Source organism: Streptomyces sp. NBC_00878 (assembly GCF_026341515.1).
Taxonomy (GTDB): Bacteria; Actinomycetota; Actinomycetes; order Streptomycetales; family Streptomycetaceae; genus Streptomyces.
Window position 1 is genome coordinate 4,714,328 of record NZ_JAPEOK010000001.1, and the last position, 21,229, is coordinate 4,735,556.

16 protein-coding genes are annotated in these 21,229 nt (G+C 72.3%); 9 read left to right on the forward strand and 7 right to left on the reverse strand.

Annotated elements, in window-relative coordinates; genetic code table 11:
* The first annotated feature begins 270 nt into the window (after window positions 1-270).
* Entirely contained in the window at window positions 271-519 is a 249-nt protein-coding gene (locus tag OHA11_RS19830) for a DUF2530 domain-containing protein (protein WP_266498178.1), read from the forward strand.
* Between the two features lie 174 nt (window positions 520-693).
* A complete protein-coding gene (locus OHA11_RS19835; protein WP_266498180.1) occupies window positions 694-3,102 on the forward strand; it encodes a cation-translocating P-type ATPase in 2,409 nt (802 codons plus the stop codon).
* Window positions 3,103-3,266: 164 nt separating this feature from the next.
* Here the strand turns inward: OHA11_RS19835 and OHA11_RS19840 are convergent, their stop codons facing one another.
* From OHA11_RS19840 to OHA11_RS19850, 3 genes are all read right to left on the reverse strand, one after another.
* Window positions 3,267-4,046 (reverse strand): DUF5707 domain-containing protein, encoded by a 780-nt coding sequence (locus OHA11_RS19840; protein WP_266498182.1) that lies wholly within the window; start codon window positions 4,044-4,046, stop codon window positions 3,267-3,269.
* Between the two features lie 222 nt (window positions 4,047-4,268).
* On the reverse strand, window positions 4,269-7,436 hold the full coding sequence (locus OHA11_RS19845; RefSeq protein ID WP_266498184.1) for a sacsin N-terminal ATP-binding-like domain-containing protein: 3,168 nt from the start codon (window positions 7,434-7,436) through the stop codon (window positions 4,269-4,271).
* Window positions 7,437-7,812: 376 nt separating this feature from the next.
* Window positions 7,813-8,736, reverse strand: a complete 924-nt coding sequence (locus OHA11_RS19850) for a DUF3027 domain-containing protein (RefSeq protein ID WP_266498186.1) — start codon at window positions 8,734-8,736, stop codon at window positions 7,813-7,815.
* Between the two features lie 377 nt (window positions 8,737-9,113).
* Between OHA11_RS19850 and OHA11_RS19855 the strand changes: the two genes are divergently transcribed.
* The 4 genes from OHA11_RS19855 to OHA11_RS19870 all read left to right on the forward strand — a co-directional run bounded on the left by OHA11_RS19855 (window position 9,114) and on the right by OHA11_RS19870 (window position 12,929).
* Entirely contained in the window at window positions 9,114-10,535 is a 1,422-nt protein-coding gene (locus OHA11_RS19855) for an MFS transporter (RefSeq protein ID WP_266498189.1), read from the forward strand.
* 208 nt (window positions 10,536-10,743) lie between these two features.
* A complete protein-coding gene (locus tag OHA11_RS19860) occupies window positions 10,744-11,232 on the forward strand; it encodes a hypothetical protein (RefSeq protein ID WP_266498191.1) in 489 nt (162 codons plus the stop codon).
* A 19-nt stretch (window positions 11,233-11,251) separates the two neighbouring features.
* The gene (locus tag OHA11_RS19865; protein ID WP_266498193.1) at window positions 11,252-12,049 is read left to right on the forward strand and encodes a futalosine hydrolase; all 798 of its coding nucleotides are present in this window, start codon (window positions 11,252-11,254) and stop codon (window positions 12,047-12,049) included.
* On the forward strand, window positions 12,033-12,929 hold the full coding sequence (locus OHA11_RS19870) for a 1,4-dihydroxy-6-naphthoate synthase (protein WP_266498195.1): 897 nt from the start codon (window positions 12,033-12,035) through the stop codon (window positions 12,927-12,929). The genes OHA11_RS19865 and OHA11_RS19870 overlap by 17 nt, the downstream gene beginning before the upstream one ends.
* A gap of 46 nt (window positions 12,930-12,975) precedes the next feature.
* On the opposite strand, the gene OHA11_RS48365 is transcribed toward OHA11_RS19870, so the two are convergent.
* Window positions 12,976-13,359 carry a cold-shock protein gene (locus OHA11_RS48365; RefSeq protein ID WP_323186595.1) on the reverse strand — a complete coding sequence of 128 codons (384 nt, stop codon included), beginning with the start codon at window positions 13,357-13,359 and terminating at the stop codon, window positions 12,976-12,978.
* A 632-nt stretch (window positions 13,360-13,991) separates the two neighbouring features.
* Here OHA11_RS48365 and OHA11_RS19880 point away from each other — a divergent pair.
* On the forward strand, window positions 13,992-15,815 hold the full coding sequence (locus OHA11_RS19880; RefSeq protein WP_266498198.1) for a zinc ribbon domain-containing protein: 1,824 nt from the start codon (window positions 13,992-13,994) through the stop codon (window positions 15,813-15,815).
* 79 nt (window positions 15,816-15,894) lie between these two features.
* Entirely contained in the window at window positions 15,895-16,143 is a 249-nt protein-coding gene (locus tag OHA11_RS19885) for a hypothetical protein (RefSeq protein ID WP_266498199.1), read from the forward strand.
* On the opposite strand, the gene OHA11_RS19890 is transcribed toward OHA11_RS19885, so the two are convergent.
* The 3 genes from OHA11_RS19890 to OHA11_RS19900 all read right to left on the reverse strand — a co-directional run bounded on the left by OHA11_RS19890 (window position 16,140) and on the right by OHA11_RS19900 (window position 18,263).
* Window positions 16,140-16,772 carry an HAD family hydrolase gene (locus OHA11_RS19890; RefSeq protein WP_266498200.1) on the reverse strand — a complete coding sequence of 211 codons (633 nt, stop codon included), beginning with the start codon at window positions 16,770-16,772 and terminating at the stop codon, window positions 16,140-16,142. The genes OHA11_RS19885 and OHA11_RS19890 overlap by 4 nt on opposite strands.
* A gap of 114 nt (window positions 16,773-16,886) precedes the next feature.
* The gene (locus tag OHA11_RS19895) at window positions 16,887-17,957 is read right to left on the reverse strand and encodes a hypothetical protein (RefSeq protein WP_266498202.1); all 1,071 of its coding nucleotides are present in this window, start codon (window positions 17,955-17,957) and stop codon (window positions 16,887-16,889) included.
* A 171-nt stretch (window positions 17,958-18,128) separates the two neighbouring features.
* A complete protein-coding gene (locus OHA11_RS19900) occupies window positions 18,129-18,263 on the reverse strand; it encodes a hypothetical protein (RefSeq protein ID WP_266498203.1) in 135 nt (44 codons plus the stop codon).
* A gap of 354 nt (window positions 18,264-18,617) precedes the next feature.
* On the opposite strand from OHA11_RS19900, the gene OHA11_RS19905 reads away from it, so the two are divergent.
* Entirely contained in the window at window positions 18,618-21,212 is a 2,595-nt protein-coding gene (locus OHA11_RS19905) for a helicase-associated domain-containing protein (protein WP_266498204.1), read from the forward strand.
* Window positions 21,213-21,229: the final 17 nt, after the last annotated feature.

The window sequence follows — 21,229 nt, forward strand, 5'->3', positions numbered from 1 at the left end:
TCCGTCCTGCGTGCCGGTACGTCCGCCGTCAGCCTGGCGGCTGGGCGATCGGCTCGCCGTTTCGGCCGATACCGACGGGCACGGCCTCGGCTGCGTATGCCCGATCGGCGACGGGTGACACGCGGGTCGGGCTCCGAGGCACGTCGCGGTCTGCCATCACACCCTGGTCTACGGGCTGGTTCACGGGCTGGTTCACGCCCTGGTTCACGCCCTGGTTCACGGCCTGGTTCACGGGCGCGCAGGGTTCTGATCACCTCGTAAGCTGTCCCCATGGCGAAGTGGACGCAACGGCACGAGGCACCGGAACCCCTGGAGGGCCCGGTGGTCGCCACCGTCACCGGTGGCGCGATCCTCTGGTTCGTCCTCTTCCTGGTGCAGCTGCCCTTCTACGGCTGGCTCGACGACCACGGCCACCTGTGGTGGCTGTGGACCTGCCTGGCCGGCGCGGGCCTCGGCCTGATCGGCATCTGGTACGTACGGGGCCGCGAGGCGGCGATCAAGCGCGACGCGGCCTCGTAAGGGGCGCAGCCCCGCTTTCAGGGGCGCGGCCAACCCCCACCCACCCGCAGATGAACAAAGCGTGACCCGGCGGAGCGCCCGCATACAACCACAGCACCATCCGGGTCCTCCCCTGGTCGGATCTTTGGTGCACTCGGCGGGTGAAGCCGTATATCCCCCCGTACCGTCGGATGCATGTCGCACACCGACGCGGGTGCCGAACTCGACCCTGTGCATCCCACACCCATACGCACCCCCACGCCCAAGGCGGTGGGCCTCACCGCGGCCGAGGTCGCCGAGCGCGTGGCGCGGGGCGAGGTCAACGACGTACCCGTGCGCAGCAGTCGCTCCACGGTCGAGATCGTCCGGGCGAACGTCTTCACCCGCTTCAACGCGATCATCGGTGTGCTCTGGCTGATCATGATGTTCGTCGCGCCGTTCCAGGACAGCCTGTTCGGCTATGTGATCCTCGCGAACACCGGGATCGGCATCATCCAGGAGCTGCGCGCGAAGAAGACCCTGGACTCGCTGGCGGTGATCGGCGAGGCGCGGCCGACCGTCCGCAGGGACGGGGTCGCCGCCGAGGTCGGCACCTCGGAGATCGTGCTCGGGGATCTCATCGAGATCGGGCCCGGCGACAAGATCGTCGTGGACGGCGAGTGCGCCGAGGCCGACGGTCTGGAGATCGACGAGTCGCTGCTCACCGGTGAGGCGGACCCGGTCGTCAAACAGCCCGGCGACCAGGTCATGTCGGGCAGCTTCGTGGTGGCGGGCGGCGGTGCGTTCACCGCGACGAAGGTGGGGCGCGAGGCGTACGCGGCGCAGCTCGCCGAGGAGGCGAGCCGCTTCACCCTCGTCCACTCCGAGCTGCGGACCGGTATCTCCACGATCCTCAAGTACGTGACGTGGATGATGGTCCCGGCCGCGATCGGCCTGGCCATCACCCAGCTCGTCGTCAAGAACGACGACTTCAAGGACTCGATCGCGCGGGCCGTCGGTGGCATCGTGCCCATGGTTCCGGAGGGGCTGGTCCTCCTCACCTCCGTCGCCTTCGCGATCGGGGTCATCAGACTTGGCCGGAAACAGTGCCTCGTCCAGGAACTTCCCGCCATCGAGGGCCTCGCCCGCGTCGACACGGTCTGCCTCGACAAGACGGGCACGCTCACCGAGGGCGGCATGGACGTCACGGAGGTACGGCCGCTGGGCGGCAGCGACGAGTCGTACGTACGGAAGGTGCTGGGCGCCCTCGGTGAGTCGGACCCGCGGCCGAACGCCTCGCTCCAGGCGATCATCGACGCCTACCCGGACGGCGAGAACTGGCGCTGCGTCCAGGCCCTGCCTTTTTCCTCCGCGCGCAAGTACAGCGGGGCGTCCTTCAGCGAGGGCGACGGCCAGTCGAGTACGTGGCTGCTGGGCGCCCCGGATGTGCTGTTGCCGTCCGAGGACCCGGCGCTCGCCGAGACCGAGCAGCTCAACGAGCAGGGGCTGCGCGTGCTGCTGCTCGCTCGGGCCGTGAAGGGCCTGGACGACCCGCGGGTTCAGGAGGAGGCCCGGCCGACCGCGCTCGTCGTCCTGGAGCAGCGGCTGCGGCCCGACGCGGCGGACACCCTGCGGTACTTCGAGGAGCAGGACGTACGGGCCAAGGTGCTCTCCGGCGACAACGCGGTGTCGGTCGGCGCGGTCGCCGCCAAGCTCGGTCTGGCCGGGGCCGCCGCCACGGTCGACGCGCGGCGGCTGCCCACCGAGAAGGCGGAGATGGCCAAGGCGCTGGACGAGGGGACGGTGTTCGGACGGGTCACGCCGCAGCAGAAGCGGGACATGGTGGGGGCGCTCCAGTCACACGGCCACACGGTCGCGATGACGGGTGACGGGGTCAACGACGTGCTCGCCCTGAAGGACGCCGACATCGGGGTCGCGATGGGGTCGGGGTCGGAGGCGACCCGGGCCGTCGCGCAGATCGTGCTGCTGAACAACAGCTTCGCGACGTTGCCGTCCGTCGTCGCCGAGGGGCGGCGGGTCATCGGGAACATCACGCGGGTCGCGACGTTGTTCCTCGTCAAGACGGTGTACTCGGTGCTGCTCGCGGTGCTGGTGGTGTGCTCGCAGGTGGAGTACCCGTTCCTGCCGCGGCACTTGACGCTGTTGTCGACGCTGACGATCGGTGTGCCGGCGTTCTTCCTGGCCCTGGCGCCCAACAAGGAACGGGCTCGGCCGCACTTCGTACGGCGGGTGATGCGGTACTCGATTCCGGGCGGGGTCGTCGCGGCGGTCGCCACGTTCGCCACGTATCTGATCGCTCGTCACTACTACACCGGGGAAGGGTCTCTGGACGCGGAGACGAGTGCGGCGACGCTGACGTTGTTCCTGATCACGATGTGGGTACTGGCGATCGTCGCGCGGCCGTATACGTGGTGGCGGGTGGGGCTGGTTGCTGCGATGGGGATGGGGTTCGTGGTCGTGCTGGTGGTGCCGTGGCTTCAGGACTTCTTCGCGCTGAAACTGGTGGGGACGACCATGCCGTGGACGGCGGTGGGGATTGCGGTGGTGGCTTCGGCATCGTTGGAGCTGGTGTGGAAGGTGGTTGACCGTCGATTTCCCGTGTAGGGCGCGGGCGCGTAGGGGGTGGGTGGATCGGTCGGATTGCGGGGTGCGGGTGGGTGGGGGCTGGTCGCAGATCAGCCCCCACCCACGCCAAGCCCCTCCACACCACACACCACCGGCCCCACACCCGGGCTGGGCGTGGGGCCGGTCGGCGGCAAGTCGGACGGTTACTGCACGTCGATGAAGTCGCCCGCGGCCTTGACCGCCGGAGTCGTCGTCGTGCCCGCGAAGTTGTAGCGGTAGTAGCCGTCGACCGAGGCCGTGACCGTCGTCCTCAGGGCACCGGCCGAACCGGACGTGACCGTCTTGACGTCCCCGTAGGTCGTCGTGCCCTTCTTCTTGAACTGGAGCTTCACCGACTGGGCGGTGTACCCCGCGTACCTGCCCGTGTCCCAGTTGGCACGGGTCAGGCTGCCGGTGACCGTGATGGTCTTGCCCTTCTTCACGGGCTCCGGGGAGGCGTTGACGGTCAGCTTCGAGGCGCGCTGGACCTTGAAGCCCTTGACGTTGTCCTTCTGGACATAGTCCGCGTCGGTGGCCGCGGCGAGCGCCCAGACCTTCCAGCCGCCGGCCGCCCCGTTGAAGAGGTTGTCGCCCGCCGCGACGGTGAAGCTCGACTTGCAGGTCGAGGTCGTGGCGTTGACCGCGGTGCAGGTGGCCCGGAGGTCGCTGCTGTTGGCGACGGCGCCGGTGTCGGACGATTCGATGTCCGAGCCGTGGAACAGGATCGCCTGGGCCCAGTCGATGCCCGAGTCGTCCGTGGCGGTGAAGCTGACCGTGAACGTCTTCTGCCCGGTCGCGCCGGCGACGACGGCCTTGCCGCCGTTGACCACGACGTTCGAGATCTTGGTGTCGCCCACGACGTCGTCGGCCTGGGCGGCCGGCACGGCGAGGGCGGAGAGGGCCAGGGCACCGGTGACGACGCCCAGGATGGCACGCATGCGCATGTGTTCCCCACGTGGAGAGGGACCTCGCGGCAAAGCCATGTCCGCGAGGTCCGAATCATTGAGTTCACGGAGCCCGGAGGGCTCGCGGTGATCAGATCCACGAGGGGAACGAATAGTTGTACGGCCGGTGAATTTCTGGCGCAAATGTTGCCCAGATCACATCACCGGCCCCGGCTTCCCCGGCCGACCCAACCGCACCTGAGCCCCCGAGCCCCGAGCCCCTCAGTCGAACCAGCGGTCCCGCTCCAGTTCCTCCGTCCTGGACGGGTCCTCCAGGAGTGCGGCGACCTCGAAGCGGCGTGGCCACTGGCCGGCCGACCAGGCCAGGCCCGCGGCGACGCCCTCCAGGGTGGCGGCGTGCAGCACGCCGTCGCGGGTGCGGCGCCAGTCGAGTTCGGTGGCGTCGACGAAGAGCTCCTCGTGCTCGACGTACGTCGTGGGGGTGGCCGGGCCCAGCAGGACCCGTACGGACTCCGGGACGTCGTGCTCGGTGCCCTCGCTCGTCACCTCGCCGGTGACCGAGTCGCTCAGGCGCCGCACCTGGAACAGTTCGGCGAGGTCGGCGGCGTGGGACGGGCGGACGGGGAGCAGCGGGGTGCCGGTGGTGAAGGGCAGCAGGTCGGGCGAGTCGACGACCACGGCGTCGGCCGCGTCCACAACCGTCACCCGGCCGTCCACCACGGCTCGCAGCTCGTCCGGCAGGGTGACCTGCTCGGGGTCGAGGTCCGCCAACGCGCTGTAGAGGGCGTGCAGTTGGGCTGCCGTGACCTCGCGGTCGGGGTCGGCCAGGCGGTCGAGGAGCTCGGCGGCTCCTCCCGGTTCGGAGAGGAGGGCGGCGACGGACGTGCGGACGCCGAGCGCCCGCAGGACCTGCTCGTCGTCGAAGCCGGTGGCGTCGGCGGGGTCGTACAGGCCGTGCAGAAGCGGGTCGCCGCCCTCGGCGCGCAGGCCGGCCGGGCGGCGGCCGCCGAGGACCGGGTGCCCGCGCAGCCACCAGGCGGTGTAGGAGCGGACGATCTCGTGCGTTCCGTCGGGCAGCAGCATGCGGACCGGCTGGGTGAGGGCGTCCCGCAGCGGCGGCCGGGAGAGCAGGGCGAGGGCCTGCGGCCAGCGGTCGTCGTCGACCAGGTCGAGATCCCGTACGGCGATGATCTCGGTGGCGACGGGCGGTACCGGCAGGTCCGGCAGCCGGTCGAGGACGTCCTCGCACCACACGTCCACCGCGTCGAGCAGACCCGCGTCGTCGGGCTCGGCGAACTCCCCTTCCCGCGGCTCCAGTTCGTCCGGGTCGAGGACCACGTCCGTAGCGCGTACGAGGGCGAAGTCGGCCAGCACACCACAGGCGGCGAGCGGCTGCTCGCCCCAGCGCTCGGCCAACTCGGCGTCCACGGAGGCGAGTTCGTCCTCGCGCATCACCTGGGCGAACGGGCTGCCGGGGAGCACGAGTTCACCGGCCGGGGCGAGTTCGCCCTCCTCGTCGGGGAGGGCGAGGGCGCCGAGCCAGGGTTCGTCGCCGGGTTCGAGGCGCGCGTCGCGGACGAGCGCGAGGACGGTGTCGGCCAGTTCCTCGGCGTCCGGTGCGTCCTCGTCCCAGGCGCCGCCGTCGTCGTCGAGGGAGGCGGCGACGGCCGCGCGGACCTGCGGGGTGGTGAGGACGGCGCGCGGGGTGGCGGGCAGGGCGCCCAGCTTCTCCAGGAGCGGATGGGCGGCGTCCGGGTGGGCGACCTTGAGCCCGAGGCGGGCCAGGCGGACCAGGGCCTCCGGGGCCGCCCGCTCACCGTCGTCGGCGGGCAGCAGGACCTGCCGGGGCCCGATCGTCGTACGCCCGTCGGCCAAGGGCACGGGAAGTCCGGTGAGCCGGTCCGGGTCGACGCCGGCGAGGCTGTCGTACAGCCGCCGCCACCACTCCGGGTCCTTCTCCAGCCCGGCCAGCCGGTCGATCGCCTCGGTCAGCGGCACACGCGCGACGCCCAACGTCCGCAGCTCCACCCGCCGTTCGAGCCCGGCGGGCAGCAGGCTCGGCAGCACCTCGGCGAGGACGCGTACGGTCTCGGCGCCCGCCCCCTCCACCACCTCGGCGTCGCGGGGCCGCAGGGCCTCCGGAAGGTCGGAGTCGTCGTCCTCGTCGCCGTCGCCGTCCTCGTCGCCGGTCGGCTCGACGGCGGGCGGCAGGAAGGCGGTACGCGGCAGCCGGTCGAGGATCGCCTGGCGCAGGGCCCCGTCCAGCTCGCCCTGACCGAGCGCGCCCGGTACGAGGCCGATGATCCCGGTGGTCACCGGCCGCCAGCCGGCGAGCAGTTCGGTGTACGCGTCCGCCGCGCGCTGCACCAGGAAGTCCGTCAGCGGGCCGGGGGCGGCGTGCCGCCGGGTGGTGTCGAGCGGGAGCGAGGCAATGAGCAGCGCGGGCACGCCGAGGGGTTCGTCGCTGGGTGTGGGCGCGTGCACGACGGGGCTGGTGCGGGGCTTGGCCGGAGTGCCGTCGGCGTCGACCGGGACGGCCCAGGTGACCGACCAGTGGGGGCGCAGCCGCTCCTCGACGGGCCGGTCGGCGAGCAGCACGGGCTCCAGCGCACCGTGCGCGGAGACGGTACGCCAGCGGGTCGTACCGTCACGGGAGTCCTCGACGACCACATCGCCGTCGGTGTCCGCGTCGGGGCGGCGCCGGATGGTCCGTACGCTCCCGTCCCGCGCCTCGACGACGACTTCCTCAAGGCCGGGCAGGGCCAGCAGCAGCGCGTCGTCGACGCCGTCGAGGAGCCGCTCGGCGAGGTCCTCGGCCGTCGCGTCGCGCAGCGGCAGGATCACGGCGCTGTCGTACGGGTCCGGGGCGGTGCCCTCGGCCGCGAACGGCAGCCGGAGCAGCGGCACATGACCGTCACGGCGCCGCAGTTCGTCACCGAGCCCGGGGCTGTGGCGGGCGGTGTCGGTGGCGAGTTCGCGGGCCTCGGCGAGCGACCAGCGCACGCCGCCGTGCCGGCCCACGAGGGCGGGTTCGTCGGTCACGGCGAGCACGGCCGCGAAGCCGACACCGAACCGGCCGACCGCGCTGTCGTGGTCGTCGCGCTTGGCGGAGGCGCGCAGCGTGGAGAGCGACTCGACGCCCGTCGCGTCCAGCGGGGCGCCGGTGTTGGCGGCGACGAGGACGCCGCCGCGGAGGGTGAGCCTGAGCCGGCCGGGCACTCCGGCCCGGGCGGCGGCGTCGGCGGCGTTCTGCGCGAGCTCGACCACCAGCCGGTCCCGGTAGCCGCCGAGGACCAGGTCCTCCTCGGCGTTGGCGTCCTCACGGAACCGGGCCGGGCTCGTCGCCCAGGCGTCCAGCACGCCGCGCCGAAGCCGCGCCGTCCCGAACGGGTCCGCGCCCTCGGCAGCCGGCCGCACGAACTTGCTCACGGTTCACTCTCCCTCTCACGTTGTGCGGCCGCACACGGTGGCTCGGTCGCGGCAAGAAGGTACCGCGGGTTCCCTTGCAGGGGGCTCCGCGGGAAGGGCGGTCCTGGCCTGCGGGCCGGTGGGGGTTGCTCGCGCAGTTCCCCGCGCCCCTAAAAGACAAGGCCCGGGCCGTACCGCCTGCTTTTCAGGGGCGCGGGGCTGTGACATTTGCGGCTCCGCCGCGATGGGGGTCCCCCCGCTCATGGGGGTCCCCCCGCTCATGGGGGTCCCCCCGCTCGAGCGAAGCCGAGAGTGGGGGAGAAGCCGAGAGTGGGGGAGCGACCAGCCCCCACCGGCCCGCAGGTCACAAACAAGCCGGCGGCAGCCAAGTGGCAGCCTAGGAGTGACCGAACTCCGATGACGGTTCGTCCGGGCCCACCGACACCGACCCCGAGTCCGGCGACGGACGAAGTGGGAACGGGTCCACCCGGGTCTCGTCGATCACCGGCGGAGCGGGACGGGCCGGTTTGGGCATGACCGCGGCCTCCGAGTGGCCGCCACACCCGTACGACAGCGACACCACACGCCCGTCCGCCGGCGAGAACTCATTCGCGCACACACCGAACGCCTGTCCGAGCGAGCCCCCGATGGGGTTCAGGAAGCCACAGCTGAGGCACGTCGCGGGAGCGGCCTGGGCCATCGCGGTCTTGGGCCCGTACGACTCCTCCCAGCGGTCCGCGGCGACATGCAGCCCGTACCGCGACAGCACCCGCGCCCGCCGCATCCCGAGCTCCTCGGCGACGGAGGCGATCGATCCGCGGGTCGGCACGGCCGGCAGCGCGGCCGGCGTCCCGGCCGTGACCTCGGCGTCCTCCGCCTCCACGAGCTCGGCCATCTCCTCGGAGATCGGCGAGTTCGGCGCGGGCTCGTCCTCGCCGGAGAACCCCGCCTCCAGGCGCAGATCCTCCGCGTCCGTGGGCAGCAGGTCCCCCGGGCCCATGTCGCCGGGCCGGAGCCGCTCGCTCCACGGCACCCACTCGGGCGCCTGCAACGCGTCCGGGCCGGGCAGCAGCACCGTCTCGTCGAGGGTGACGACCTTCGCCCGCGAGGCCCGGGCCACGGTCACGGCCCAGCGCCACCCGCGGTAGCCCATCTCCTTGCACTCGAAAAAGTGCGTGACGACACGATCCCCTTCGCCGACCGTCCCCGCGTGCTCCCCTACGACGCCGGGCGCGGCGGCCTCCTCGGCAGCGGCCCGGGCGAGGTCGACGGCCTCTGCACAAAGACGGTCGGGGGTTCGGCTTCGCGTTGTCGCGCTCACTGGTATCGCTTCTCTCCTACGCCGTCTCACGAGTGCGCCGTCCCTCGACGGGGGTGCGGACGGAGCGGACCGGAGGGCCGCGTCGACGTCCGCGCCCGATCGCACTCGGGCGCACCTACGTCATCCATTCTGCGGGATGGCCGAGAGGCGCGCGGCCGAGAACTACCACCGCGGGCGCGCTACGCACGCTACCCTCTCACCGGCGCTTGGCCTACACCGGCGGTCTCTTCACCGCTTCGCGGCGTGGCCTTTGTCCACTCCACGGCCCGCTCCACGGCCGAATCCTGCCGCACCGCGACAGAACTCACAGCGTCCACCCAGCCCCTATACGCGCGGTAACCGCGCTACACACCCCGTTCTCGGGGCACTATTGCGGGGTGGCAGCCGCGAGGTCGCCCCAAGGTGCGACCGGGATCGGTGGCGCCGGGGCGGGACGGACAGGCGGATCGGGCCCGGTTCGCGGGGCCGTCCGTTCCGTCGGGCGTGCCCTGCACCTGCCGTTCACGGGAACGGCGAAGGGCATCAGAAAGGCGACCCACGCGCACGGCGCGGGTGAGTCGGGCCTCGGCAAACTGATCGAACTGCACGGGGTGAACGGCGCCGGCGACATGCTGATCACCGTCGCCCTCGCCTCCACGGTCTTCTTCTCGGTCCCGACGGACGAGGCCCGCGGCCGGGTGGCGCTCTACCTCGCGATCACGATGGCGCCGTTCGCACTCCTCGCCCCGGTCATCGGGCCGCTCCTGGACCGCCTCCCGCACGGCCGCCGGGCCGCGATGGCGGGCGCGTTCATCGCCCGCGCGTTCATGGCCCTGCTGCTGTCGAGCGCGGTCGTCACGGGCAGCATCGAGCTGTATCCGGCGGCACTCGGGGTCCTGGTGGCGTCGAAGGCGTACGGCGTGGTCAGAAGCGCCGTGGTGCCCCGGCTCCTGCCGCCCGGGTTCTCCCTGGTCAAGGCGAACTCGCGGGTCACGCTTGGCGGCCTCCTCGCCACCGGTGTGGCCGCCCCGATCGGGGCGGGGCTCCAGGCACTCGGACCGCGCTATCCGCTCTACGGCGCCTTCCTGATCTTCGTGGCGGGTACGTTCCTGTCGTTCCAGCTCCCGCACAAGGTCGACTCGGCCAAGGGCGAGGACAAGGCCCTGCTCGCCGCGGACGAGCAGCACCTGCACGGGCCGCACCTGAAACCGCCGAAGCGGCCGGGCCTGCGTACGGTCGGCACGGCGGTCACGCACGCGCTCGTCGCGAACGCGTCGCTGCGCTGCCTCTCCGGGTTCCTGATCTTCTTCCTCGCGTTCCTGCTGCGCGAGCATCCGCTGGCCGGTGCGAGCGCGGCGGTTTCCCTGGCCATGGTGGGCATCGCGGCGGGCGTGGGCAACGCGCTCGGTACGGCGGTCGGGGCGGCGCTGCGGACCCGGGCTCCGGAGCTGATCATCGTGACGGTGATCGCGGTGGTGCTGGCGGTCGCGATCACTGCGGCGGTGTTCTTCGGGGTGATCCTGGTGGCGATACTCGCCGCGTTCGCCGGGTTCGCGCAGGCGCTGTCCAAGCTGTCGCTGGACGCGCTGATCCAGCGGGATGTGCCGGAACTGGTCCGGACGTCGGCGTTCGCGCGTTCGGAGACCATCCTGCAGATGGCGTGGGTGGTCGGCGGGGCGATCGGTATCGCGCTGCCGCTCAACGGCACGCTGGGGCTGTCGGTGGCCGCCGGGATCGTCGCGGCCGGCTGGCTCACCACGGTCCGCGGGCTGCTGACCACGGCCCGCCGCGGGGGGCGGCAGCACGCGCGGGTGGCGTGACCCGGCGCCGCGGACAACGGCCTTTTTTCGCCCCCGCCGCCCCTACCCATTCCCGTCCCTTACTCGGGGGCCAGCCCCCGAACCCCCGCTCCTCAAACGCCGGAGGGGCTGAAATACCCGGCCCGTCCAACGCTTGAGGACGGGTGCGGCACGCCGCGTACCCCACCCGCGTAGCCCGGGGGCCGAGGCCTCCCGATAGCCTTTGTCCATGAGCTCCCAGCGTCCCCTCGCGCGCCGTCGCCGCGCCGTCGCCGCCGTCGGCGCCGTTTCCGCCGGACTTCTCGTCCTGTCCGCCTGTGACAAGCCGACGCCGATGGCCACCGTCACGATCGGCAACGACTCGGTCAGCACCGAGGCCGAGTGCTACAAGGACGGCGAGAACATCGGCCGCGCGGAGGTCGCCAAGTGCGCCCTCAAGAAGGCCTCCGACACGATCAGCGTCCCGCAGGGCGAGACCCTGCGCATCGGTGTCGACCCGGAGATCGCGGACGAGGGCTGGGCCCTGTGGATCAACGGACAGCGGGTCACCGAGCCGTTCAAGAAGACGTACTACGCCTTCGAGGGCGTCGACCTCTTCGCCGGCCAGCAGGGCCAGGCCGCCCCCAAGACGCTGAACATCAGCATCGTCCAGCAGGACAAGGCCGACTCGAAGTTCGCGGGCGTCTGGAACTTCAAGCTCGAAAACGCCGACGCTTGAGCCGCCTGATCCGCCGCGCATGCGTGTCCTCGTAGCCACCGCGGTCCTCGTCGAACGGGACGCGGTGGCCGCGGCGTTCGCGCCCTCGACGGCCAAGGAGTACGCGATTCCGGGGGCGAGCCTGGCCCGGGTGACGCCCTCCGCGGGCTCCTCCGTCCCCGTCCCCGTCTTCGATCTGCTCGCCGCGGGCGTGGGTCCGGCTGCCGCCGCCGCGGCGACCGCCGCCGCGCTCACCGCGGCCGCTCTGACCGAAGAACCGCACGGGCCGCATGGATCACACGACCCGCACAAGCCGTACGGGCCGTACGGGCCGTACGACCTCGTCGTCTCCACCGGTATCGGGGGCGGCTTCCAGCCCCACGCGCCCGTCGGATCGCTCGTCCTCGCCGACGAGATCACCGCGGCGGACCTCGGCGCCGAGACCGCGGAGGGGTTCGTCCCGGTCACCGAACTGGGCTTCGGGGCCGTCACCCACCGCCCGCCGGAATCACTCGTACGAGAGGTCGCGGCCCGGACGGAAGCGCTTACCGGAGCCGTCCTCACCGTCAACACCGTGACCGGCAGCGCCGGACGCGCCGCCGAGCTGCGCCGGCGTCATCCGCGGGCGCTCGCCGAGGCGATGGAGGGGTTCGGGGTCGCGGAGGCCGCCGCCGCACACGGCGTACCCGTGCTGGAACTCCGTGCCGTGTCCAACCCCGTGGGCCCCCGCGACCGCGCCGCCTGGCGGATCGGAGACGCGCTCGCGGCGCTCACCGGGGCGTTCGGGAAGCTCGCGCCCGCACTGGAGAGTTGGAACCCACATGACCGCACACAATGAGACCGACACCGGGATCGGTCCCGGGACTGGGACCGGCGCCGAGCCGCTGAAGATCGCGTACTCGCCCTGTCCGAACGACACCTTCGTCTTCGACGCCTGGGCGCACGGCCGGATCCCGGGCGCGCCCGCGCTGGACGTGACCTTCGCGGACATCGACATCACCAACGGCATGGCGGAACGCGGTGAGTTCGACGTCCTGAAGGTGTCGTACGCCGTCCTGCCGTACGTCCTGGACGAATGGGCGCTGCTGCCCTGCGGAGGCGCGCTGGGGCGGGGCTGCGGGCCGCTGGTGCTGACCCGGGAGCCCGGCGTGGACCTCACCGGGCGCACGGTCGCCGTGCCGAGCGAGAGGTCGACCGCGTACCTGCTGTTCCGCCTGTGGACCGCGGACATCGTGCCCGACGGGGTCGGCGAGATCGTGGTCATGCCGTTCCACGAGATCATGCCCGCGGTACGGGACGGCAAGGTGGACGCGGGTCTGGTGATCCACGAAGCGCGCTTCACGTACCAGAACTACGGGCTGCACAAGCTCGCGGACATGGGCGAGCACTGGGAGTCGACGACGGGGCTGCCGATCCCGCTCGGCGCGATCATCGCCAAGCGGTCGCTGGGCGAGGACACACTGCGGCTGCTCGCCGAATCCGCGCGAGCGTCCGTACGGGAGGCCTGGGACGATCCCGAGGCGTCACGGCCGTATGTGATGGAGCACGCCCAGGAGATGGACGTCTCCGTCGCGAACCAGCACATCGGCCTGTACGTCAACGAGTTCACGGCCGACCTCGGCGAGGACGGCTACGCGGCGGTCCGCGGGCTGCTCACGCGCGCGGCGGCCGAGGGGCTGGTTCCGCCCCTCGGACCGGACGCGCTCGCGTTCCCGTAGAAGTACAAGTAGAACCTGACGGGACCAGGGACCAGGGACCAGGGCCCTAGACGTCCAACTGGTCCGCCACCGCGCGGAGCAGGCCCGCGATCTTCGCGCCGGAGGCCTTGTCGGGGTAGCGGCCCCTCTCCAGCATGGGCGTGATGTTTTCGAGGAGGGTCGTCAAGTCCTGCACGATGGACGCGAGTTCGTCCGGCTTGCGGCGCTGGGCAGCCGCGACCGATGGGGTGGGGTCCAGGATCGTCACCGAAAGCGCCTGGTCACCGCGCTGCCCGGCGACCACGCCGAACTCCACGCGCTGACCCGGCTTGAGAACATCGACTCCGGAGGGCAGGACCGAGGAATGAACGAAGACGTCGCCGCCGTCGTCGCGGGAGAGAAAGCCGAAGCCCTTCTCACTGTTGAACCACTTGACCTTGCCAGTCGGCAAAGCACACACTCCCTCGATCACTCCCGGACGGACCCGGACGCCGGTTGAACTGCCGCGACGAACCACCTTACCGGGGGTCTCTCCAACCCAACACGCCTTAAAACGAGACTGAGCCCCCGCCTGTGGCGGCAGAGGCTCAAAGTAGTGGGGAAAGTGTGAGGGGCTACCCGACGTGCGGGTAGAGGGTGGCGACCATCACCGTAAAAGAGAACTTGCCCTCCCCACACGCAAAGGGCTTTCCCTCCCTCATGCAGTCAAGAGCGGAGAGGAGACCAGGACGCTTACAGCGCTACAGCAGGGCATCGGACCCGCCAGTACCAAGGCCCACTTATTTCCTTCGGGATCCGTAGTGGTTGTGCCATCCGTTGCCGTCGTGCCGGGTGCCCGTCGTATGTGGGTGCGCAGATCGAATGCGTGACCTTTTCGTGGAGGTGTCGTTGATCGGATGACAGCACTGCGGGTGTGAGGGGGTGCCGGTGAACAGGCGACTGCCGCTTAGCGAGGGTGAGGCGTCCCGTACCGCGTGTGCCCGTGGCCTGTTGCGTACCGGGGTGGATGAGAGGAGCGGGGAGGTCCTCACTGCGCCAGTGTTGGCGGAGCGGGTGGGGTGGGCTGCCGGTCTGGTGTCCGGCATGGTCACCGACCTGCTGGCCGAGCACTGGAATGCCGCCGATGTGGACGTGCTGGCCGCGGGTGAGGATGCCGGGGGGCGGGTGCTGCCGTCGAACGCGTGGATGGCGCTGCGCCGTCTGGGCTGGACCACCGCACCGGCCGAGGGGGTCCGTGTCAACGACCGCATCGTGCGCATGGCCCAGGAACAGGCCGGGCGCACTCTGCGGTCGGTGAAATGGCGGGCCGATCTGGCCGCCGGAGTCATGAAGACATGGCCTGTCGAACCGGGCAAGCGCACCCCTCAGGAGTGGGATGCCGTCCGCGAGGCGATCCCTGGCGGGCCACATCTGCCGTCCAGCGTCATCACGTCCCGCACGCGGCAGGTCGTCGCCTTTCAGCGCAGGCACGGCCGGTTACCTGCCAGCGTGTTCGAGCTGGAGAGAGCGCCTCATGGCGCGCGGATGCTGTTGTTGTCCGCGTGCGACAGCCAACAGGCCACGATCGCGCGGGGTGAGGATCCCGGCCGGGCGCTGCTGCGACTGCAGTTGCCCACCCGCCCCGATCCGCGCTCCTACCGGGACTGGACGTGGGTGGCGTGCCCGATCACGCTGCCGCCGACGGTCCCGCCCGACGCGCTGCTGCACCTGCCCACCCTGCGACTCCACCACGGCACGGTGAGGGCCGATCTGGCCTACACCCACACCGTGCCGAAAGCCCGGCACGCCGGGCACGCAGTTGCGCTCGGCGTGGACTGGGGGCTGAACACGCTGCTCAGCGCGGGAGCGGTCCGCCAGAATGACGACGGCAGGATCAGCCTTCTCGGGACCGGAGGCATGTTCCGGGCGGCCGGTGTCCTGGCCAAACAGCACCGGCTGCGCCGCGAGGGCGAGCACCTGCACGCCAAGAAGGACCAGTATGAGCGGCTCATCGCCGGAGCCGACACGCACCCGTTGACCGGCAAGCACACTGTCCTGGCCGACGAGATCCGGCACATCTCGGCCCGGCGGTCGAACCTCAACGACGCGCTCGCCTGGTCCGCCGCCCGCTGGGTGGTCGACCAGGGCATCGCCGCCGACGCGACTGCGATCTACGTCGAGGACCTCCGGTCGATGGAGGCGCGGGGCATGGGCCGCTCCCTGAACACCCGGCTCTCCCAGGCCGTGCGCGGGCAGATCGTCGAACGGATGCGGCACCTGGCCGCCGAGGTGGGCATCGCCGTCGTGACGGTCCCGGCCCGCAACACCTCCCGGCACTGTCCCCGGTGCCTCACCCCGCTGCGCCACCGCAAGGCCCCCGACCGGCCCACCACACCGGGCTGGAAATGGGCCGCGTGCCCCGACTCCGGGTGCGGTTGGCAGGGCGACCGCGACACCGGGGCCTGGCAGCGCATCGCCGCACGCGGCCTGACCCACCAGTCCAAGACCGTGGTGGATCGCACCAGCGGCATCCTGGTTGTCCGCAGCGTGGTCGACCGGCTCGAAGCCACCGCCGTGGTCACCCCGGACACCGCCGAGACCCGCCGGAAGGACCGGTCCAAGACCGGCCCCACCCGGCGCAGGAAACCACGCCCCGCGCCCAGGCGACGCAGGGCACCCTCCCCCACCGGCCCATGCGGTCCGGCGGGCAAGCGTCCGGAGGGACACGCACCAACGGACCGGACTCGGCTGCCCCGCGCAGCCCACCGGCACCAGGGCGTGACAACGATCAGCACACCCACCATCGGCTCTCACCGGCCACGGGGAGCGGCACTGGGCGCGGGATTCCACCTGCACGCTCACGCCACTGCCCCACGATGGGAAATCCCGTTGCCAGACACCACGTCCTGCATGGGATCGCTTAGCTGATCAGAGACGCTAATGCTCCGGCGGCTGCTGACAAGACGTCGCCGGATTGTTCCTCCGCGCTGGGAACTACCCTGGTCGGGTGCGTGACAAAACCCAAACGAATTCCGCCGCGACCGGAGACGGACTGATCCGTGCCGGGGCCATCGTGTTCTTCGTCGGTGCGGTGGCCACGTTGGTCACTGTGGCCCCGTTGCTGCTTGGTACGACGCCCTTTCCTACGTACATGTTCGGGTTGAGCATGTTGATGGGGGTTGGGTTCCTGATTGCGGGAGCGGGGGTGTTTCAGTCGATTGCCAGTGGGCGGCGGCAGGCGCGCGAAGGTCCCTAAAGGGGCGCGCCCTGGTGGCCCGCGAGCCAACTCGGGAACTCCGTCAAGTCCGTGAGCACCACGTCCGCGCCCGCCTCCCGTAGTTCCTCCGCGCCGCACGGGCCCGTGGCCACCGCTACCGCGAGGGCGTTCGCGGTGTGGGCTCCGCGTACGTCGCCGGTGTGGTCGCCGACGTAGATGCCCGCGTCGTACTCGCGCAGCGCTTCCGCCTTGCGTTCGGCCCACAGGTCTCCGATGACGGCGTCGGGCTCGATGCCGAGGTGGCTGAGATGCAGCTTGGCATTCGGCTCGTACTTGGCGGTGACGACGATCGCCCGGCCCCCGGCCGCCCGCACCGCCGCTATCGCCTCGCGGGCGCCGGCCATCGCGGGCGTCGCGGCGATGGCGTGCGTGGGATACATCGCGCGGTAGACGTCCGCCACGGCCTCGACCTGGTCGGCCGGGAACCAGTTGACCAGCTCTTCCGCGAGCGGCGGCCCGAGCCTCGTGATGGCCAGGTCGGCGTCGATGTACGTCCCCGTCCGCGCGGAAAGCGCCTGGTAGCAGGCGTGGATACCGGGCCGGGAGTCGATGAGGGTCATGTCGAGGTCGAAGCCGACGGTCAGCGCGCGAGAAGTCATATGGGTCATTGTGCCCAGCGAAGATGGCCCACTTGTGATGCTCCGGTGAGCAACAGCGCCCCCGCCCGTCCCGCACCACACCGGCTCGGCCCGTCCCGCACCCTCCCCAAGGGGGCGTACCCCTTACGACCTCGGGCGCTGTGATCTCCACACCAGGTACAGCGCCGAGGCGAAAGCCGCGACCCGCAGGACCCATGGCCAGGTCTCGGCGACCGCGGCGCTCATGTGGCCGTCCGCGATGGGTGCGCCCCAGCGGCGTTCCGTACGGCCCCAGATCCAGACCAGGCCCGCGGTGACGGCCAGGCCGGGGAGGCCGAGGACGGCCAGTTTCGACTCGCTGGGGCTGAGGCGGCGCGAGAGGTAGGCGATGAGCCAGCCGAGGCCGAGCATGACGAGGTTGCCGATGACGGCGCCGGCGACCAGCAGGGCGGCGGCGAGCAGGAGGAGGGGGTTCGTCCAGCCGCCGCCGATCGGGCGCAGGCGGGGGACGAAACGGCGGGTCTTCGTGTCGGCCGTGCCGGCCGCCGCGTCCGCCTCCGCCGCCTCGACGGGAGCCTTGGGTACGGCGCCCGGTACCGCCGACTTCGGGTTCCGCTCGTCCTTCCCACCGGGATCCTCGGGATCCGCGGGCTTCTCGGGCCCCTCGGGCTTCTCGGACGGTGGCTTGAGCAGGTCGGGGATCTCGATGCCGCCGGTGAACCCCGGCACGCTGTCCATCGCCCCGAACGGGCTGCCGCCGCCCACCCGCCACCAGTCGGGCTGCCCGGAGCCGAGTTCCTCCGCGCTCGCGAGGTGCGGCGGGGAGGGCGCGGAGTCGGCCGGCTCGGGGACGTCGGGCTCGGCGGGGCGCGGCCGGGGGACGACTCGGCGCAGGCGCTTCGACCGCGACTCGGGCTCCTGGGCGCGCTGGACGGGGACGGCCGCCCGGGGCTCCGCCCGGCCCCCTGAACCGCCGCCCTCGCCGCCACCGGCGTTCGCGGCGGAGACCACCGACTCGGGGCTGCCGAGCCGTTCGAGGATGCGGCGGACCGCGGCCGGACTGTCGACGGTCGCCTTGGCCCGGCGCCGGTCGATCTCGTTCCGCAGCTCGGACACCAGGCGCATGCGGGTGCCCGACGGCAGCTGCCGTTGCTGAGCCACGTCACCGACACGGCTCAGATACTCGTAGACGACCTGGTCGCTCTCGATACCCACGAAGTCCCCTCCGGGGCGGGTGCGTCGAATACCCCGTGGGACGACGTTAGCGCAGGGTGGTGGGCGCGCGGTGGGCGCGGACGCGGGTCAGGACCCGGGTCAGGTCGCGGGTCAGGACCCGGGTCAGGACCCGGGTCAGGTCGCGGATCGGGGCACGGGTCGGGGCACGGGTCAGTCGCCGGTCGGGCCGCGGGTCGGGTCGCCGGTCGGATCGCGGGTCAGGTCGCCGGTCGGATCGCGGGTCAGGTCGCCGGTCGGATCGCGGGTCAGGTCGCCGGTCGGATCGCGGGTCAGGTCGGCTCGCACAGCCGTGGGTTCTCCACTTCCGAGCAGAGGCGGTTGCCGTACTCGCGCAGGACGTCCCTGCCGCCCTGTTCGGTGAGGTAGGTCAGGAAGGCCGCGGCTATGGAGCCCGCGGGCGGTTCGCCGTAGGTGCCGCCCTCGGATCCCCCAATCCCCTTGATCGATAAAGCAGTTGGCCGGGAGCCCAGGGTGACGACCGCGGGTGGAGTGTTGCCAGGGGTGCCGTGTTCCTCCTGAGGAAGTTCATCCCGTGGCCATCTGGGAAACGTTCCGTTCGCCCGATGTCCGCCCGGGGCGCAGGCCGCGGGCCCTCGTACACCGCCGCCGCCCGGCCCGCCACCCGCTACCGTTGACCGGATGAGCAGCGATGAGAAGCAGGTGGCCCCGCGGTCCCTCGCGGAGGCGCTCCGCGTGAAGGACGACGGTTCCCTGGCCGCGCTCCTGCGCGCCCGCCCCGACCTCATCACGCCCGTACCGACCGACCTCACGCAGCTCGCGACCCGCGCCGGCACCCGTGCCTCGGTGATCCGCGCCCTGGAGCGCCTGGACCGGTTCGCGCTCCAGACGGCTCAGGCGCTGGCCGTGGCCCCGGAGCCGGCCGAGTACGGGACGCTCCTGGCGCTGCTGGCCGGTGACGAGGACGACCCCGCGGTCGTCGGCGCGTTCCCGCACGCCCTGGCCGCGCTGCGCGATCAGGCCCTGGTGTGGGGTACGGACGACCGGCTCCGCCTGGTCCGCACGGCCCGCGAACTGCTCGCGCCGTCGCCGCAGCACCCGTCGCCGACGGGCCTCGGCCCCACGGTCGCGGAGGCCACGACGGGCATGTCCCCGGGCCGTATCCAGGAGCTCCTCACGACGGCGGAGCTGCCCACGACGCACGACGCGGTGTCGGCCGTGGCGTCCCTGACCGCCCTCTTCACCGACCGCGCCCGGATGGCGGCCCTGCTCGCCACGGCCCCGCCCGACTCCCTGGACGTCCTCTCCCGGCTGGTCTGGGGCCCGCCGTACGGCCAGGTGACCGCCGAACCGGCCGCGCACCTGCGGTGGCTCCTGGACCGCGGACTGCTCCTGCCGACGGCTCCCGGCACGGTCGTCCTGCCCCGCGAGGTCGCCCTCCACCTGCGCGCGGGCCGCGCGCACCGGAACACCGAGCCGCTGCCGCCCGCCGTCGAGCCCGCCGCCACGCACCGTCCACAGGTTGTGGACACGACGGCGGCCGGCCAGGCGTACACCGCGCTCGCGACCGTCGAGGAACTGCTGAAGGACTGGGACGAGGGCGGCCCGGCCGTCCTGCGCGCGGGCGGCCTGAGCGTACGGGACCTCAAGCGCACCGCGGTGGCCCTGGACGTACCGGAGCCGGTCGCCGCCTTCTGGGTCGAACTCGCCTACGCGGCGGGCCTGTTGGCGTCGGACGGCGGTGGGGGCACCTCCCACGCCCTTAAGGCAGTGGGGGACGAGGAGCGGTACGCGGCGACCCCGGCGTACGACGAGTGGCTGGAACTCCCGGCGGCCGAGCGCTGGACGCGGCTGGCCACGGCGTGGCTGTCGGCAACCCGCACGGCGGGCGTGATCGGCGGCCGGGACGCCAAGGAGCGCACCCTGTCGGCCCTGGGTCCCGGCCTCGACCGCTCGGCCGCCCCCGAGGTCCGCCACCGCGTCCTGGCGCTCCTCGCCGCGCTCCCCGAGGGCGCCTCCGCGTCCCCCGACGCCCTCGTCGCCCGCCTCCACTGGGAGCGCGCGCTGCGCGGGACCGCCGCCTCGGACGACCTGCGCGCCCGGCTCGCCCGGTGGACGCTGACCGAGGCGGAGTCACTGGGGATCACCGGGCGGGGGGCGCTGTCGGCGCACGGGCGGGCGCTGCTCGGGGCCGAACCGAGCGCACCGGCTCCGCGGCAGCCGTCCGGCCCCGGCGACAAGCTCCCCGTCCACCACCACACGCACCACCGTCCGGCGCTCCCGCCGGAACCCCGCTCGCCCGCGGAACTGGCCTCCGCCGCCGCCCGCGCCCGCCGCCTCCTCACGCCCCTCCTGCCCGAGCCCCTCGACCACGTCCTCCTCCAGGCGGACCTGACGGCGGTGGCCCCCGGCCCGCTGGAACGCCCCCTCGCGGACATGCTGGACGTCCTCGCGGACGTGGAGTCGAAGGGCGGGGCGACGGTGTACCGCTTCACGCCGGGCTCCGTCCGCCGTGCCCTGGACGCGGGCCGCTCGGCCTCCGACCTGCACGCCTTCCTCACCGCGCACTCCCGTACGCCGATTCCGCAGCCGCTCACCTACCTCATCGACGACGTGGCGCGCAGGCACGGCCACCTGCGGATCGGCGCGGCATCGGCGTACGTCCGCTGCGACGACGACGCCGTACTGAACGAGATCCTCGCCGACAAGCGCTCCCAGGGGCTGCGGCTGCGCCGCCTCGCGCCCACGGTGCTGGCCACCCAGGCCGACCCGGCCACGCTGCTCGACGGGCTGCGCGCGATGGGCTTCGCACCGGCCGCCGAGTCCGCCGAGGGCGACGTACTGATCACCCGCGCGCACGCCCACCGCACGCCCCCGCGCACGGCGCCCGAGCCGGTACCCGACGGTCCGCCGTCCCCCGACACCACCCTGCTGAGCGCCGCGATCCGGGCCATCCGCGCGGGCGACCTGGCCTCCACGACCCCGCACAAGCCCTCCGCCTCCGCCACTGCCACCGCCGTTCCCGGCCGCAACGGCACGCTCCCGCGCACCACCTCCGCCGAGACGCTCGCCACCATGCAGGCCGCCGTCCTCACCGGCGACACCCTCTGGATCGGCTACGTCAACGCCGAGGGCTCCGCCAGCCAGCGCGTCATCGCCCCGATCCGGGTGGAGGGCGGCTTCGTCACGGCGTACGACCACACCGCGGACGAGGTCCGCACGTACCCGCTGCACCGCGTGACGGGCGTGGCGGAACTGGCGGACGAGCAGGCCTGAGGCGGGCCATAGGCGGA

What these genes read in the sequence shown, in the direction of transcription:
- OHA11_RS19840 (WP_266498182.1), bottom strand. Translation starts at nt 4,046, where the DNA reads ATGCGCATGCGTGCCATCCTGGGCGTCGTCACCGGTGCCCTGGCCCTC.
- OHA11_RS19880 (WP_266498198.1), top strand. Translation starts at nt 13,992, where the DNA reads ATGGTCACCGACCTGCTGGCCGAGCACTGGAATGCCGCCGATGTGGAC.
- OHA11_RS19835 (WP_266498180.1), top strand. Translation starts at nt 694, where the DNA reads ATGTCGCACACCGACGCGGGTGCCGAACTCGACCCTGTGCATCCCACA.
- OHA11_RS19865 (WP_266498193.1), top strand. Translation starts at nt 11,252, where the DNA reads ATGCGTGTCCTCGTAGCCACCGCGGTCCTCGTCGAACGGGACGCGGTG.
- OHA11_RS19890 (WP_266498200.1), bottom strand. Translation starts at nt 16,772, where the DNA reads ATGACCCATATGACTTCTCGCGCGCTGACCGTCGGCTTCGACCTCGAC.
- OHA11_RS19860 (WP_266498191.1), top strand. Translation starts at nt 10,744, where the DNA reads ATGAGCTCCCAGCGTCCCCTCGCGCGCCGTCGCCGCGCCGTCGCCGCC.
- OHA11_RS19905 (WP_266498204.1), top strand. Translation starts at nt 18,618, where the DNA reads ATGAGCAGCGATGAGAAGCAGGTGGCCCCGCGGTCCCTCGCGGAGGCG.
- OHA11_RS19830 (WP_266498178.1), top strand. Translation starts at nt 271, where the DNA reads ATGGCGAAGTGGACGCAACGGCACGAGGCACCGGAACCCCTGGAGGGC.
- OHA11_RS19870 (WP_266498195.1), top strand. Translation starts at nt 12,033, where the DNA reads ATGACCGCACACAATGAGACCGACACCGGGATCGGTCCCGGGACTGGG.